This window comes from Enterococcus haemoperoxidus ATCC BAA-382 (genome assembly GCF_000407165.1).
GTDB classification, from domain to species: domain Bacteria; phylum Bacillota; class Bacilli; order Lactobacillales; family Enterococcaceae; genus Enterococcus_L; species Enterococcus_L haemoperoxidus.
This window is the reverse complement of the sequence record NZ_KE136480.1, coordinates 962,141-978,644: the sequence shown is the minus strand read 5'-3', so window position 1 is coordinate 978,644 and position 16,504 is coordinate 962,141. Positions and strand designations below refer to the sequence as shown.

The window sequence follows — 16,504 nt, the reverse complement described above, 5'->3', positions numbered from 1 at the left end:
TAAACGATCCTTTCCTTGCTCAGCTTTTTTATTTCGTTTAAATTCTTTTTTGCAGTTCATGCAATTTATTTAAGGCATCCATTGGTGTCATTTCTAATAAATTGATTTTCTTCAAAGTATCAATCACACCTAACTCATCTGTCGATACTTCTTTAAATAGTGATAATTGTTCCGTATCTTCTTTGATCTCATCTTTGTATTCCACAGCTTTAAGTGGCTGTTCATCTGATTCTAAAGCGGTAAGAATTGTCGCTGCACGTTCTAATAACGCGCTTGGCAACCCTGCGATTTTAGCTACGTGGATCCCATAACTTTTATCAGCTGGTCCATCCATCATTTTATGCAAAAAGACGACTTCGCCATTTTTTTCTACTGCACCGACATGGATATTTTTCAAACCAGTCAAGGTTTCATCTAAGACAGTTAATTCGTGATAATGGGTCGAGAATAATGTTTTTGCATTAACTTCTCTATGGATATATTCAATGATCGCCTGAGCCAGTGCCATTCCATCATAAGTAGCGGTTCCTCTACCTAATTCGTCGAATAAAATTAAACTGTTCGGTGTTGCATGACGTAAAGCTTGATTTGCTTCCATCATTTCCACCATAAAGGTACTTTGCCCAGCGATCAAATCATCTGATGCCCCGATTCTTGTGAATATTTGGTCAAAAATCGGTAAATCCGCAGATTCAGCTGGAACAAAACAACCTATTTGAGCCATTACGACTGTTAGTGCTAATTGTCGCATATAAGTACTTTTACCGGACATATTAGGTCCCGTAATCAATAGAATGATATTCTCTTTGCTCATATGAACACTGTTAGGGATATATTCTTGATGACCCAAAACTTTTTCTACAACTGGATGGCGACCTTCAACAATATGCAACTCTTTGCTATTGCTTTTTAGAATGGGACGGACATATTGGTATCTTTCACTGACTGTTGCAAAAGCCTGCAAGACATCCACTGCACTGATTGTTTTTGCTAGTTTTTGTAGACGTTCAATATTGGCTTTGACTTGTTCTCTGACTTCTAGGAATAATTGATATTCTAAATCCACTGATTTTTCTTCTGCTTCTAAAATCAAGGTTTCCATTTCTTTTAGTTCAGGTGTGATAAAACGTTCAGCGTTTGCTAGCGTTTGTTTGCGTTCATATTTTCCTTCGGCTAAGTTGGCTAAGTTGGATTTTGTCACTTCGATGTAATAACCAAATACTCGATTAAACCCGACTTTTAAGGTCTTGATCCCTGTTTCTTGGCGTTCTTTAGCTTCTAGTTCAGCTAACCATTGCTTGCCGTGGCGCATTGCATCACGATATTCATCTAATTTTTCATTGTAATTGTCTTTAATGATATTTCCTTCTGTGATTGCAAGCGGTGCTTCTTCGTTGATGGCATTATTGATCAGTTCAACGATATCTTCGGCCGGGTTTAAATCTAATAATAAGTCATTCCATTCACCTTGATTGATACCAACGATCAACTCACGAACCAACGGCACTTGTTCTAATGAGGTTTTTAATTGAATCAAGTCGCGTCCGTTCACATTTCCAAATGCTACACGCCCAGCTAAACGTTCTAAATCATAGACTTTTGTTAAGGTAGATTGTAAGTCAACACGCTCAAAGTATGCATTCAATAACGATTGAACCATTTCTTGTCTTGTTTGGATTTGTTTCTCTTGAATCAATGGACGATCTAGCCATTGCTTTAATAAACGTCCACCCATTGCGGTTTTTGTTTCATCTAGCAGCCATAATAAAGTCCCTTTTTTCAATCCAGTTCGAATCGATTGGGTCAATTCTAAGTTAAATTTAGAATAATGATCCATTTTCAAGAAATGATCTGGTTGATATTCTACTGCTTTTTGAATGTGTGACAATCCACGTTTTTGCGTCACGGTTAAATAGGTTAATAATTTGCCTGTTACTTCCACTTCTAGCGGATGGGTCAATTCACTTGTTAAAAAGCTAAATTCAGCATTTTCTTCTGCTTGATTTTGTTCAGAAAAAATAATGTTCAAACGATCTTTTAATGTTTGCTGCAGCGTTTCTGATAATACGCTACCTAATACGATTTCTTTCGTCTGCAGCGCTGATGCTTCATTGATTACAGCGTCTTCATCGCTTAATACAGCAGTTTTTAGTTCTCCTGTACTTAAATCTACATAGGCCAACCCAAACGTTCCATTCTCTTCAACAATAGCCGTTAAATAATTATTGTCTTTAGCATCTAAGCCTTTACTGGTCATCACAGTTCCAGGCGTAATCAGTTGAACAACTTCTCGCTTGACCATGCCTTTGGTCGTTTTAGGATCTTCCACTTGTTCACAGATCGCTACTTTATAGCCTTTTTCGATCAATGTATCGATATAGCCTTGCGCTGCGTGATGAGGAATCCCACACATTGGAATCGGGTCATCCGCATTGCGGTTACGGCTAGTCAAAGTTAATTCTAATAATTGTGATGCGTTAATTGCATCTTCATAAAACATTTCATAAAAGTCGCCTAATCGGTAAAACAAGAAAGCGTCTTGATACTGGTCTTTGATTGCTAAATATTGTTCCATCATTGGTGTGTGTTTTGTTTTTTGTGGCATTGTTACCCTTCCTTCTCTAGTTCTTCATTGATTCTATATTGGATCATATCTGTGACGTGCTGCAAGAGGTCATTGGCTTCCATCAATTGTTCTCTATATGCCACAACTAAAGGATGTTCATCGAATTCTTTTGTCAGCTCATCTGCTCGTTTGATTGCCGCTTTTTCTGCCTCTGGTTTATCATAATGGGCAAATTGAACGGCATCTTTTTGGGCTGCTTTGATTTGTTCTACTAAATCAGTGAGCTTTTCATTTTTTTGAACTTTTTCTTCTAATTCTTTATAACGTTGAATCAATTCATCTTCACCAAGTAAGGTTAATAATTTCATTAATTCTTCGTTGATTTTTTTATCTTTAATGGATGGCTCCATGATTTCACACCTTTATTCTGGTTAAGATTTTGTTATAAGTTAGGTCTACTTATTTTAACATAATTCCAGCAGAATCAACAGTTTGTGGAAAATAAAACAGCCTAAGTTTCTTTTTTTGTATGACTTAAATGTCCGCTGAAAAGACATCCTCCTAGAGAAGAAACTATAAAAATAAGTAAATCGAAAAAAACAGAGAACCTTTTTTTACTCAGGTTTCTCTGTTCTTTCTCATGATCATTCGCTATGCATGGTTATTTTTTCTTTAATTCTTCGACTTGTTCTTCTAAAGCTTTGATTTTTTGTTGTCTTTTTTTATATAAAATAAACAAAAGTATCAACACTAGGAAGATTAAAAATAGAATTAGATATAACCAGTAATTATGTTTATCTTGATGAATATACGCTTGATCGTTCATTTTTTTTGCTTCTTCGGCTTTGATTTCAAACTCTTCTTCAAAATCCCAGTTTTTCCCTTTAGACTCTGCGTGTAAGGATAGCAAATACTTACCTGGTTTAAACTCAGTTTCTTGTAAACTTATTGGATAGTTAAAAATGGAATTTGGCGCCATTTGTCGTTCGTTTTTTTTCGTTTCATATAGTATCTTATCTGTATTTTTTTTCTTGATCGTCGCTGTTAGATTCAAGCGGTTCAGATAGGCCGCTTTTGGATTAGCTAAGTGAGCAAAAATGACATTTCTATTATTAACTTGTCCTAAACTAACTTTTGATAGGCTTAAATCTGGTTCTACTTCGTTTTTACCATGTAAAACTAGGGCAATCACGTACCCAAATTGATTTTTTATCGCTACACTTGCAGTTGAGTCTTCCGTTTGGTCTGTATTTTTACTTGTAAAAATAATTCCGCCAGATAAAATTCCTGAAAAATCTTTTTCAGGCATTGTTATTGTGTATTCAACTTCTTTTGATTCATGAGGTGCTAATTTGATTTTAGGCGTTTTCGTTTGGATCAATTTACTCAAATCATAGGGTAGGTCGATTGATTGATTTTGATCGCTCTTGATATATTCAACAACACCATTTGAATTAGTCGTTGCTGTCTTGACTTGAGTATTGATGATTCGTTCTTGATTAGATTGATTGGTCACTTTGACTTTTATTGTTTCACTTTCTTTAGGTTCAATCCGTAGATCAAAATATGTTTTAGCCTGATCGACTTGCGTTGCTGAAGGAATTGCTTTTACTTCATAACCTGCATCTTGCGCCCAAACATTCACTGTTCCTACCAAACACCCCAAAAAAACAACTACTAGCGGCAACAAAACTTTACGTATTCGTTTTAACATGTATATGCCTCCATTTTTTTATTTCTATGTACATTAGGAGTGGACGTAAACTGTTTTTTAGTTCTGTTCCACTCCTTACTATAATGTTAATTATTGGCCGGTTGATCTAATAATGTCCAGGTTAATGTTGTTTCATATTGTTTAGCAATTTTAACTGTTTCTCCTGGGACTTCTAAAATTGCAGCATTTGTGTCAAAATCTTCAATCGTCACACCATTACCTTGACCTTCTGTTGCTTCTAAAATTGTTGTTCCTGAACCATCTGTATTTAAGACAACATCTGTCTTAACATCCGCTGAACCTGTTGATTTTGCTGAAATTGTTGGTGTTTTTAGTGTGATTTGTGCATTTGACAATTCTTTTGCACCAGCTTTAAGTTGACCGTTTTCAGCTACTTGGACAGTCCAGCCAGCTTCTGTTCCTCGGATATCTTGAACTGTTGTAGTTGTTTCGGCTTTATTTTTATACACTTCGTCTTTCGCTGAAATTGGATTAGAACCAAAGTCGAAATCAGCAACATTTAATAATGTCAATGCGCCTTCTTCTGGTGCAGTAAAACCAATATCACTTTTTGATTCTTGATTTTCAATTCCCTCTGCATTTACGACCATACTTCCACTAAATACCATTGATACGACTGCAAATCCTACTAAAATTTTGTTTGTTTTCATTTAAATTCTCTCCTTATTCTTTAAACTTTTATATGATACCATCCCTGTTACGAATAACAGAATGAATACTCCACTTATCAGTAACACTGTGTTTTGTACCTTATCACCAGTTTTTGGCAAAAATCCGATTGCCTGCTGTTCTTTTTCATCTACTTCATAAAAGCCAACTGTCACTTTTGTGTTCTCTTGCGCATAGCTTTCTTCCATTTCCGTTAAATATAAAAAGTAGCAACATAATAATAGTACAAGCCATTTTATTTTTTTATTCTTCACTATTAAACGCCTTTCAATCATTTGATACGACATCATATAATTCCCAGCGAATCTCACCAGAGTACTGATCCGCACGCGCTTCTCCCGACTTCACAGTTACTTTCAATCCGTCATCTGACGTTCCCCATTGATGACTTAGGTTGTATTCATCATGGCTCGTTGTAGTGGCTGATTGAATGATTGTTGATGAATCTGTGGCTAACGTAACTGGCTTTCCATCTTTTATATAGGATAGCGCTTCTGGAAGTACGTGTTTTGTTTTATTTCCAGTTAGCGGCTTACTCAACGTTGCTCTCAATTGCCAATTAGAACCTAGCATTCGTGTATCTTTTATGACAAGGTCTTTATCCTTTGTCTTGATCTTGTATTCTTCATCCTTAGCTGAAAGCGAATGTGTCCCAAAGCTGATCTGTGTTGGAACAGCTGAAAAATTCAATTGTCCATGATACTTATACGTAACGGTTTGTTCTTCATCGGAAAAAAATCCATTTTCATTTTCTGGAGTTTGTAGCAATGTATAACCAGAAATTTCTTTGGCTTTCGCTTGATAAGGTATGCTTACTTTACCGTCTAAAATTTCTGTTGATGCAATCTCTTGTCCATCTTCGTTTAAATACTTCACAATAACTGATTTTCCTTGAACAAAATCAACTATCAGATTGGCTTCATTACTTGCCTTGACTTGCTCATTAGCGGTAGTAATTGCTGTATTTGCAATCATAAGTTGGTCGATTTGTGGATCTGTGAGTTCTTCTGGTTTTACTTTGACACTGCCAATCAATTCAACCGTGTATGTTTTACCATAAAATGATTCGTCCGCTAAACTTTCTGGCGTAGCTTCAAGTAGTAACTCGTTTTCTGTATTTTTATCAATCGTAAAACAATCAACTACATCTGCACCCGACTCATCTTTGATCATGACATCTTCTGTCGCAATCTCTAATGAGTCTGCCAACTTATCCGTCATTCTAAAGGTATGAATAGGCGTTCTGGAAGAGTATTCTGGAACTTTTTGAGAAATACTGTATAATCGTTTTTTCTCGTTACCATTATAGTTAAACTGTTCACCCACTTTGACAGGTGCTTCCAGCTCTTGTCCACCAACAATATCTCCTAATCCTGGGAAATCATCATAATCAAACATGGCTGTACTTTCTTCGATGCTGATTGGCATATTGGTGTGGATATCATGCCCGGAAATAACACTTCCTAATACTCGACCTTGTGTATCATCTAAGGTCACTGAAGCTCTTGGCGCCAAAACTGTTCCAATAAATAATGAAGCATTACTTCTAAACTGAATTTCTTTTTCCTCATCATTAAAATTATGAATAAGATGTGTAGCTACTTTATAGGTTTTATCTTTTAATTCGTCAGCAATCGTATGACTGTCTGATCTTATTAAAGGAACAGCTTGATCTGCGTATTTCCCTTCGAAAAAGACACCTTTATTCCCTTCAAACTCGTATTCTTTATTCCCTGGTAAACTTGGGTACGCTGCCGCATGGAAGAACGTGCTACCACTGAAATTAAACGATGGGAAGTGTTTATAATTGATAATCACATACGGTGGTAGCATTGTATCTGGATCATAGTTGGTATAATTGATTGAAATATCTTGAGCATCTTTAAAGTGCTCGATTCGTCCATCTATATCAACAATCGCAACAGCTTGACTTGTTACGCCTTTTTTCAACGCGATATTGATTTGAATCGAAGATTGTCCGCCCCAATCATTATAGTTCACAACTTTTTTCTCTGTATTTACTTCTGCAGATTGAACCGCTGAATTACAGAGCACAGCTTGATCAGTATCGATCAATTCTGCATAATAATCACTGACCGTCTGAATATTACTTGTTACTTGTGAAAAATTAGAAACGCCATTGTCTACAAATGTTGGAAAGGAGTCAAGCGACTCATTATAGATTCTTTTAGAAAAATTGTCCCGCATCCCTGGATAATATTGCAAAGCATTGTTCAGTTCATTTTCTGTAGGCGGATTACTTATGTAATAATGCAAGTCTTCTCCTTCTACATATTTAAAACTTGTTTCATTCGCGTACCAGCGAATAACATCACTTCCAGTGATCGTTTCAGAAACAACAGCTGGATCGATCTGTTCTAAATCCCACTGCCGCAGTGAACCTTGATAATTTTGAAAACCACCTTTTGATAATCCAGATGAACCATTAGACGTGATATTTTTTGCTAAAAACTGACCAACAAGTTGTTTTTCTTGTAGCTGATCCGTATTAAAGTAAAGTGTACCGCCAGCTGTCAAATTCGTTTTTGTTGAAACACCTAGCGGATAACCCGTTGGTGGAGAAGGTGTTTCTGCAAAAACGGTACCTGCTGAACCAATAGTATGTACAAGACAGAAAAACAAAACGATCAAACTTAAACTATACTTTTTCATCGATTCTCCTATCTGCTTATTTCATTATATAAGACTTATACAAGCAACTCTTTCGCTACAATGAATAATACAATTTTTTTCAGAAAATAATTACATATTTCTGAAACAATCTGTTTCAAAATTTGAAAAACAGCATTCAAAAGTGATCAAAAACCACTATTAACAGTCAAAAAAGGCTAAAACAAAACATTTGATTGTTTCGTTTCAGCCTTTATAAAAAAGAAAAAATTGATATAATCCGTACATAATATATATTTTTCCCATTTCATGACCCATTATGTTCGTTTTTCACAAACCTAAAAAAATTGTTTTATAAAAAATTTGATTGATTTTATCGATCATCTTACCCCATTGCTCTGGATTTAACTGTTCATCAAAGTAGAAATGTTCTGTTTCAGGATTTACAGCTTCATAAGAATCAGAAATAACTAAATCAGCGAACATTGGATCATTCGTAAAAATAATTCGATCACGATTATATACATCTGTAATAATCTTCTTGATCCCATCTGCCAAAATCAAATTATTATTAAAAATAACACAAATCGACATATTCCCTACTTTTTTATTTAAATACATCCCGGAATAGATTGTTAATGAAAGAATCGACATGACGCCTTTCAAGGATTTCTTGTTTATTTTAGAATAGAACTCCTGTTGCTCAATAATCTTGGTGATTTTTTTAAAAACCTCCACATTTGCTTCATCGTAGTCGATTATGGAATGAAACGAGAGCCCGTTTTTATAGTAGCCGGAAATATCAATATTGATGTGTTTGATATAAATCAACAAAATAACCAGATAAAAATAAAAGTTTATATACCCTTCTTCCGTGTACTCCAAATCAAATTCTTTTTGAACTTCTGCCATCAACGTAGTGGTGTATGCTGCAATCGATAAGGAGGATTGTTGATAATTTTGAACGATTTCTTTTTTTGTTTCCAGAGAGTCCAAATTATAAATCAGTCCTCTCGTTGCATATAATAACAAAGCTCTTTCTTTACAATACACCTCTTTTGGTAATCGCTGTTTCAATGAAGTCAGCAATGCCGACTCTTTGGTATCGAAATAAGCAATATCTGCTAGAAAATCTTTGGAGATTTCTATATAGTTTTTTTGCCAGAGAACTCTTTTCAGTGTAATTAGTTGAATAAATCGTAATTTTGCCCGTTGTGATTCTGACAACGTAGCCGTATGATCAAAATATTCTTCAATCTCATTTATCTTCCACCATGATTCAGGATAATTTTTGTTATCAAATTCTATCGACTTGAACACAGACCAATAGGAATAAAAAGCAAACAGACGGATACCAAGCTCATTACCAGTTAAAGGACTCGCCAGTTGCTCAAACGAAATCTTCCCTCCAAATGGAACTAACATCTGCTTTAATTCACGTACTTGCTTGTAAACGGATGAGCTACTCATATGTAAATCAAGAGCCATCGCTTCAATCGAGCTATAATGATTTTTTAATAGCGCATCTAATATGAAAAAAACACCACTTTTTTTGACGTAAAACAAATGGGTATAATCAATCAAATACCCTATACTATATGGTTTAGTCGATTCGATTTGATACATTCCTGTCTGGTTGTTTTGGATCAAATGAACTTTTCCACCGAATATTTCACCCACTTCTTGCGCTAGATCATTGATATATCGACTAAGTGTACTTTTCGCGAGGTCGTATTTTTTCATTAGCTCATTAAAACTTAACCCGTTTTTTGAGAAAACGATCGACTTAAATAGTTCAAATTTCATTCGCTCTTTTTTTCCCATAAAAGAATTCCGCATAAAGACCTCCTTACAATCTGCTTTATAGCCATTCTACTGTCATTCTTGCCTTAATTATAGAACACTTTACTTCTCACTTGTTCAAAAATGCTCAATCACTGTTTTTAGCAAAAATAAAAAAGCCAGATGCGACTCCTTTTAATACTTTGGAGCTAACTGCTTCTGTCCTTTTTATTTTTATCTTAAGATAACGCTAACCATACTATTCTTCAAAGGGGCGATCTTCACTGATTTGGATCGGTTCGATTTTTTTAGCTTGTCCAGTTTGATCATCAATGTCAATGACACAAGCCGATAATAAGCTTCGACCTTCTTCAACGACTTCAAAACGTTTTGGTAATGCTGTCCTGAACTTCTCAATGATTGGTCCACGCTTCATCCCTAAGATACCATCATATGGTCCTGTCATACCAACATCACTCAAATAAGCTGTTCCTGCTGGTAAAATCCGTGCATCATTAGTCTGAACATGCGTATGGGTCCCCACAACAGCACTAACCTGTCCATCTAAAAACCAGCCCATTGCTTGCTTTTCACTAGTCGTTTCTCCATGAAAATCAACAAAAATCAGCGGCGTCCGCTTGCGAGCTTCGGCAATCAGTTCTTCTGCTTTACGAAACGGATCATCGATATCTGCCATAAAAACACGAGCCTGCATGTTGATCACAGCCAGTTCAAGTTGATTGACCTTAACAAAAACCATCCCTTGTCCAGGTGTTCCTTCTGGAAAGTTAGCTGGGCGAAGCATTTTTTTAGCATCGCCAATAAATTCAAATATTTCTTTATTATCCCATGTATGATTGCCTAATGTGACAACATCTACACCATCTTGTAAAAATTTCTTATAAATCTTACCAGTGATTCCGCGACCTGCTGCAGCATTTTCGCCATTAAGAATCGTTACTTGGGGACGATATTTTTTCTTTAATTTTGGTAAATAAGTGGTTATCGTATCGCGACCTAGAGATCCTACGACGTCTCCTATAAATAATATACGCAAAAAACTTCCTCTTCTCTTTTGATTTACTGTTTTTATTATAGAGGTTTTTGGAGTAGAAAGGAAGAGGTGGAGATATCTTGAGAGTTTGACTGTGCTGAGTGTATAAGAAAAAGGTACTTAAGTATATTTTACAAAAATAACTGGATAATCTTTTTTATCAATGTGTTCATCAATACCATCTAAAACTAGTTTAACATCAGTGCTAATTTGATTAGCTAATACAAGGTCTCCTATATCCTTAAGTAAATGAATATACTCTTGAATTCGCTGAATATATTGATAATCACCGATAGTTATATAATCTAACAAATTCTCTAAATATTTTAGATGAATTCGATAATTAATATTTTTTCGTTCCTTATCCTGCATTTTTGCTAAATGAATATATTTTTTAGCACTAGTATAATCCTTTTCATATATTCTTGTTGTCGTTGCATTTAAGAGGATATAATAGAAAGCATCATCCATAGGCTCCGTTTGTAGTTTATTTTTTTTAGTGGAAAAAATCTTTTTAATCAATATATCAGCCTTTTCCTTTTCAAGAATTCGCATCGCATTTCTGATAATTATATAGTCATAATGTTGATAATATTCTTTATTAGACAACATAGTAAATATATTATCTAATTCCTCCACACCGATCTCATCAACTTCACTCCATACTTGAGCAAAGTAACTCTTTATAGCAAAATAATTGGATAATTCTCTTAAATCTTTATTTTTATCAGATAGTTCATAGTAGTAATTAATCAAGTCATCTTTCCTATTCTCACCGTGTAAATTCTCTGCACAATTAGTAAACAAAAAATGAAATTTTTGTTGATCTTTACTTAATGGTGCCATAGAAAAAACTTCTTCTGGTAAAAGCGATAGGCTGTCTAATATTCTTTTCAAGTCATTTATTTTGAGTTCTTGTTTTCCACTCTCAATTCTAGAATAAACAGAAGGATCTACATCAGGTAAAATTTCTTTTTGAGTAAAATTCAATTTTTTCCTAAAAAATCGTAAAGCTTCATATATTTCCAAAACTTACTCTCCTTCCAATGACATATTTGCACAAAAACATTGATTTTCACCTTATTTCTTATTACTTTATGAGGATTTAACAATTTATTTAATAATATATTTATAACCAGCTTAATTTTTGTTAGTATTAGCATTAGATATCATATATTTATGATAACTTGATAAACATAAATATGCTTAAGGAGGAAAAGAAATGTTTTTTACTGCACTCGCTTGTATTATTAGTGTTTATACTTGGCAAGTAGGACCTTAGTACCTAAAAAACTCCTAGCAATCATAAAACTTGGGGAAGTTATTCATGCTAGAAGTCATCGATAAATGGATTGTTTTCCATTTATCTGTAGTTCACCACTACGTATTAAATATAACACACTAAGGTCAAATTAGTATATATTTTTTTGAGTAAAATTTGTTAGTAAATGTTTTGTACGTTATTTTCTTACCATCATAATCACTAAAGAAAGAGGCGATTCACTATGAAAAAAACAATCAAAAATAATTTGCAAGAAACCCGTAATAACAGCAATATGACCCAAGAAGAACTTGCCAATCAAGTCGACGTGTCGATTCAAACGATCCAAAGCATTGAAAAAGGAAAGTATAAACCTTCTGACTCATTAGCGCTTAATATTGCCCGTTCACTAAACAAGGAAGTTACTGAGATTTTTTCTTAGGTCGCTAAAATATAAGCTTTTTTTTGCAGAAAAAATTGACAGAACATTCAAAAAAGATCAGATTCCATCTTACCTAGAATCTGATCTAACTTCAATTTGCCCCTTCAAACTCTATCGTTACAACTTTTTTCCATTACTCTCGATAACTCTTTGATACCAGTAAAAGCTATCTTCTTTATACCTAATCAATTCCCTGTTCTCAGTATCTGTATGATCTACGTAAACAAACCCATACCGTTTTTTAAAGCCACTGGTCGTGCTGATTAGATCAATAAATGACCATAGGCAAAAATCAAAAACGCCCACGTTATTTTCAGTTATCGACATCTGAATCTGCTCAAGCAGTTTCTTTAACTACTCAATACGATATTCAGCAGGCACTTGTTGCTCTTCCGTCAGCGTATCGATTGCTCCTAAACCATCTTCAGTGATAAGCAGAGGAATTTATATTGTTTCAGTAGCCTTACGGTTCTTGAATGATTTCCCAAGTAACTTCCCCTGTATATTCATCAGCCAATGTCCCTTTAGCTGGTACTTCCAGTTTAAAGCCTCGGTTTTCACTTCCCGCTGTATCTAAAATGAAATTAAAATCTTTTTTCCCTTTATCGTTAGCATCTTGTTTATTATTCACTAATTCCCCACCCGATCCATTTAAAACAATATCGGTTCCGCCATTTCGGTAAATCAAACGGGCATCTTTCAAGACCTTGTTTTCTTGTGTCGTAAATTCTTTCGATAGAAAAGCATTCAAGCGAATGTTGCCTCGTGTTTTCCCTTGTTTCGTTGTGGAAGATGTAGTGATTTGGCGACTGTCTCTAAAGGCAACCTTAAAATCATCTGAATTAGCATAAGAAAGTACCTGTGTAAACGGTGATACAAATCCTGTTTCAAAATTTAACAGCTCTGGCACCTTCAATGAAATCAGCCCTTCGTATTTATAGTAGACTGCTTCACTATCATAAGGAATCGTCAGCGCTTCTTCTGAGCCGTTCATTTTCCCTTTATCAAAGGTTAAAAAACGATAATCTAGATTTTCTAGCGCTAACGCATCAAGTTGGTCTGTGATTGCTTTTTGCTCTTTTAAATTAACGATAGTGCCATTACCGCCTTTGATTGTTATCGGATCAATCATTTCTATATCCGTTCCATCCTGGTAGGTAAAATGAACATTGATTTTCCCTTCTTTAACGTAGGGAATCGTCAGTTTATTTTCACCTGTTGGCGTCAAAGTGATTTCCTTACCTGGATCTTTATACTCCTGATTAGACACATAGCCCTCTGGCGGACTGATTTCTTTCAAGGTATAGTTTGTAACGACATATTCTTTTAAAAGGATTTGTCCATTTGCATTTGATGTTAGCGTATCTTTTACCTTTCCATCTTTATCGATGATCTCGTATGTTGCACCAGCTAACGGTTTATTGGTCACAGAATCGATCATATTAATCGTCATATCTTTTAAAATCAGATTTCCGCCGCCACCTGCTCCAGAATTATCGATATCAAATTTTCCTGACCAATTATTGTTTGAATAATTTTGCGTTGTTGTGTACCCCCGATAATCAATAAACGGATGGCTTGAACTTCCACCTGAGTAGCTTTTCGAACCACTAGTGTTAAAATTCCATTTTAATTTTACGATCAACCCATTTTTCAGCTGATCATCATTGATGGTGATATTCCACGCTGAATAACCACCACCACCCACTGAAATAGTTGATACTGGTAAAGGATTGCCGTCTACATCTGTCACTTCTCTTAAACTTGAGAGTTCTCCCGAGTCCCTTGGCGGAATAATATTTGCAAGGTCGATTTTCGTCCCTTTGATTAAAGCAAATCCGTTGTTTTTATTGACTGTCAAGGTTCCTTCAGCAATATTGGCGTACGCCTCACTTGTTTTTAGTGTAAAACTTTTTACTAACTGGTTATTAAAATAAAGACTGGCCGACGTTGCATTGACTGGGTCAAAGCTATCATTTGTTTGACTGATCGTTGCATAATCACTCGCAGCATTATAATAATTATTTTTGCCTAAAGTAAAACTAACGATGATTGATTGGGTCAATTTTTTGTTTTTCACGCGAATTTGATTCTCTTCGATACTTATTTCAGGATAGTCTTCACTGTCAGAAGTGATTTCTTCATCTGGCAGCAGTTGGGTATAAGCTGTTGTAGAAAATTGTTTGACCTTGTTTACTGTAAACTTTTTATCTAAAATCGATACATCCATACTTTTATAATTGATAACGACCTCATTATTTGTAAGATCAGTTCCTGATGGATTTATCAGTAATTTCACTTGGTTTACAGGTTGTCCTTGGATTTTTTCAGCCAGATCATACATGCCATTTTTTCCTAGTACAAATGGTGAATTTGTAAAAAGATAACTTGGTATATAAGCGTATCCATCCGTTGGAAATTCTTTTTCTGTAGAAGAAGCAAATGCCAGTTTTGGGGTGATGGTGTTTTTCGCCCGCAATACTTTAGGATCGATCGTCTGAAGATCAACACCTGTTTCGTAGGTGATCGTAAGTTTTTCTTTGGTTTCTTTTAAGAATTTGATTTCAAAAGTGTTGGAGGAATCAATCACTTCATAATCGGTTCCTTCAACTAACTCCTTTTTCACACCATTTCTTCCAAATTCCACAGAGCTGATTTTTAAATTTTTCAAGGTTCCAGCTTTGACACCATCACCAAATGTATCTGTTATTTTCGAGATTTTTTGATAAAGAGAATTGATGGTTGCTGTCCAGGTAATACTACTCTTCTCTGTATTGAAGTCTCCTTTTTTTACATTATGGGAATTTCCTTTAAAGGTTGTTTTTCCGCTTGTTTCGTAGCCATTCCCTGAAAGTATATAGTTACTATTATACGATGGTGTAACCGTCTCATCTATTCCAGTATAAATATCCAAGCCAAATGTGTTCGTCGTATCCTCACCTAAGTATGTCAGTGTTATCTCACCGAATGCAGTACTCGTGATTTTCCAGTTACTGATTGCTTTTTTAGCCCCTTCGACAATAGAGCCATTGGCATTGAATGTGACATTATATTCTTGAGCCAATTTTGTATCAATTGCCACCAAAGCTGGATCCTTATCATTTGTCAGAGTGAATGTATCCCCTTTTTTTAGTTGCTGATTGGTTCCATTGATGTAGATCGGTGTTTTAACAATCATTTCACTTTCTTTGACATTAGTATCTGCAACAATTGTCCCTAATCCTAAATAGCCTAATTCCACGACAAAGAAGTTAACTGAAAACCGGCTGTAACTGATAAAATTATCAGAAGTTGTTCCTGGATAAACATTAAATGTGTTCCAAGATGATACTGTTCCTCTTTTCCCGTTAGAGATAGGGTTAAAACCAGTGTAGTCAAACTTTATTTCCCCCTCTGAAACTTCTAATGCTTCATGGAATCTCTCTTTAAACTTAATTTGGCTCAACACATTTGTTTTTTCAATCACATCAAAATCTTCATTGACCTTTAATTCTTTTTTTTCACCTATGCGCGTTCCATCAATCATTGTTTCATACGTATAGAATTTAAATGATGAAAGGTCTTGTGTTGCATTAACGTAACCGTCACTCCAACCACTTGGCATTAATTTTGTTGAGAAACTGACTTGAAGATTATTTTTTGATAAATCTACACGGGCGTAATTGACGTCCATTGCGCCATAAGCACCGCCACTTGCCGGCATCAATGTTGTTTCATTCTTATCTTTGTCAAAAGCCTTTCCATAAAGATATTGTGTGCTGGTTTTCTCATATAGATGAAAGATATAATTTGTTGGCGTTTGTGTTTCAAAAGGCATGGTTTGTTTGGAATTCAGTTTGCTATCAAATTTGATACGTGTGACTAAATCCAATTTATATTCTGCCGACTGGACATCTTTTATCATCGTTAAAGCTAATTTTCTTGTTACTGGATCAATGCGATAAGCCGCTGTATCACTTAACTGACCTTCTATGACTTGCGAAAAAGTGAACCCTTCTGGTAACGTCGTTTCAAACGTATCGCCTGTTTTATAATTTTTATTCGTGAATTTAAACGTCATCGTAGCTTTAACTTCCGAATCATTTTTGAGGTAATCTTCTTGCTCTAATACTCGACTTTTTTCGCTTGGAACGATGATTTTCACTTCTTGAAAAATATTATCTGTGATTGCTCTGGTTGGTTGTACTTCTTGCGCTTGGAGCTTATTTTTAGAACTTAAAGAAGTAGCGATAAATATACCTGTCACTAAACTAACCCCTAAAATAAGCAAAGAGAGAATATACTTTTTTCTTTTCATAAGCCGTGAAATAGAACACTATTTCAACTGTTCACTCCTCTCGTTTCGTCCGATGTTCCACAACACT

The 16,504-nt window shown here is 35.1% G+C and carries 12 protein-coding genes; 1 reads left to right on the top strand and 11 read right to left on the bottom strand.

The window, feature by feature from the left end:
* Nucleotides 1-37: 37 nt before the first annotated feature.
* The 9 genes from mutS to I583_RS15100 all read right to left on the bottom strand — a co-directional run bounded on the left by mutS (nucleotide 38) and on the right by I583_RS15100 (nucleotide 11,466).
* Nucleotides 38-2,605 carry a DNA mismatch repair protein MutS gene (gene mutS / locus I583_RS15140; RefSeq protein WP_010762288.1) on the bottom strand — a complete coding sequence of 856 codons (2,568 nt, stop codon included), beginning with the start codon at nucleotides 2,603-2,605 and terminating at the stop codon, nucleotides 38-40.
* A gap of 2 nt (nucleotides 2,606-2,607) precedes the next feature.
* The gene (locus I583_RS15135; protein WP_010762287.1) at nucleotides 2,608-2,976 is read right to left on the bottom strand and encodes a YlbF/YmcA family competence regulator; all 369 of its coding nucleotides are present in this window, start codon (nucleotides 2,974-2,976) and stop codon (nucleotides 2,608-2,610) included.
* A 251-nt stretch (nucleotides 2,977-3,227) separates the two neighbouring features.
* The gene (locus tag I583_RS15130; protein WP_010762286.1) at nucleotides 3,228-4,280 is read right to left on the bottom strand and encodes a WxLIP family cell surface protein; all 1,053 of its coding nucleotides are present in this window, start codon (nucleotides 4,278-4,280) and stop codon (nucleotides 3,228-3,230) included.
* Between the two features lie 86 nt (nucleotides 4,281-4,366).
* On the bottom strand, nucleotides 4,367-4,951 hold the full coding sequence (locus I583_RS15125; RefSeq protein ID WP_010762285.1) for a WxL domain-containing protein: 585 nt from the start codon (nucleotides 4,949-4,951) through the stop codon (nucleotides 4,367-4,369).
* Nucleotides 4,952-5,224 (bottom strand): LPXTG cell wall anchor domain-containing protein, encoded by a 273-nt coding sequence (locus I583_RS15120; protein WP_167584609.1) that lies wholly within the window; start codon nucleotides 5,222-5,224, stop codon nucleotides 4,952-4,954.
* A 13-nt stretch (nucleotides 5,225-5,237) separates the two neighbouring features.
* Nucleotides 5,238-7,643: a MucBP domain-containing protein gene (locus tag I583_RS15115; protein ID WP_010762283.1), complete on the bottom strand. Its 2,406-nt coding sequence runs from the start codon at nucleotides 7,641-7,643 to the stop codon at nucleotides 5,238-5,240.
* 288 nt (nucleotides 7,644-7,931) lie between these two features.
* Nucleotides 7,932-9,440, bottom strand: a complete 1,509-nt coding sequence (locus I583_RS15110) for a helix-turn-helix domain-containing protein (protein ID WP_010762282.1) — start codon at nucleotides 9,438-9,440, stop codon at nucleotides 7,932-7,934.
* A gap of 202 nt (nucleotides 9,441-9,642) precedes the next feature.
* Entirely contained in the window at nucleotides 9,643-10,440 is a 798-nt protein-coding gene (locus tag I583_RS15105; protein ID WP_010762281.1) for a TIGR00282 family metallophosphoesterase, read from the bottom strand.
* Between the two features lie 117 nt (nucleotides 10,441-10,557).
* Complete coding sequence (locus I583_RS15100; protein WP_010762280.1) at nucleotides 10,558-11,466, bottom strand: helix-turn-helix domain-containing protein; 909 nt, start codon at nucleotides 11,464-11,466, stop codon at nucleotides 10,558-10,560.
* Between the two features lie 476 nt (nucleotides 11,467-11,942).
* Between I583_RS15100 and I583_RS15095 the strand changes: the two genes are divergently transcribed.
* Nucleotides 11,943-12,140 carry a helix-turn-helix transcriptional regulator gene (locus I583_RS15095; protein ID WP_010762279.1) on the top strand — a complete coding sequence of 66 codons (198 nt, stop codon included), beginning with the start codon at nucleotides 11,943-11,945 and terminating at the stop codon, nucleotides 12,138-12,140.
* A 117-nt stretch (nucleotides 12,141-12,257) separates the two neighbouring features.
* On the opposite strand, the gene I583_RS16605 is transcribed toward I583_RS15095, so the two are convergent.
* Together I583_RS16605 and I583_RS15090 are read right to left on the bottom strand one after the other, a co-directional pair.
* Nucleotides 12,258-12,485 (bottom strand): family 1 glycosylhydrolase, encoded by a 228-nt coding sequence (locus I583_RS16605; protein ID WP_279625133.1) that lies wholly within the window; start codon nucleotides 12,483-12,485, stop codon nucleotides 12,258-12,260.
* Nucleotides 12,486-12,603: 118 nt separating this feature from the next.
* A complete protein-coding gene (locus tag I583_RS15090) occupies nucleotides 12,604-16,386 on the bottom strand; it encodes a SpaA isopeptide-forming pilin-related protein (protein ID WP_143139994.1) in 3,783 nt (1,260 codons plus the stop codon).
* Nucleotides 16,387-16,504 lie beyond the last annotated feature (118 nt).

Coding starts and splice junctions, on each gene's coding strand:
- I583_RS15110 (WP_010762282.1), bottom strand. CDS start 9,440: ATGCGGAATTCTTTTATGGGAAAAAAAGAGCGAATGAAATTTGAACTA.
- I583_RS15125 (WP_010762285.1), bottom strand. CDS start 4,951: ATGAAAACAAACAAAATTTTAGTAGGATTTGCAGTCGTATCAATGGTA.
- mutS (WP_010762288.1), bottom strand. CDS start 2,605: ATGCCACAAAAAACAAAACACACACCAATGATGGAACAATATTTAGCA.
- I583_RS15130 (WP_010762286.1), bottom strand. CDS start 4,280: ATGTTAAAACGAATACGTAAAGTTTTGTTGCCGCTAGTAGTTGTTTTT.
- I583_RS15095 (WP_010762279.1), top strand. CDS start 11,943: ATGAAAAAAACAATCAAAAATAATTTGCAAGAAACCCGTAATAACAGC.
- I583_RS15135 (WP_010762287.1), bottom strand. CDS start 2,976: ATGGAGCCATCCATTAAAGATAAAAAAATCAACGAAGAATTAATGAAA.
- I583_RS15115 (WP_010762283.1), bottom strand. CDS start 7,643: ATGAAAAAGTATAGTTTAAGTTTGATCGTTTTGTTTTTCTGTCTTGTA.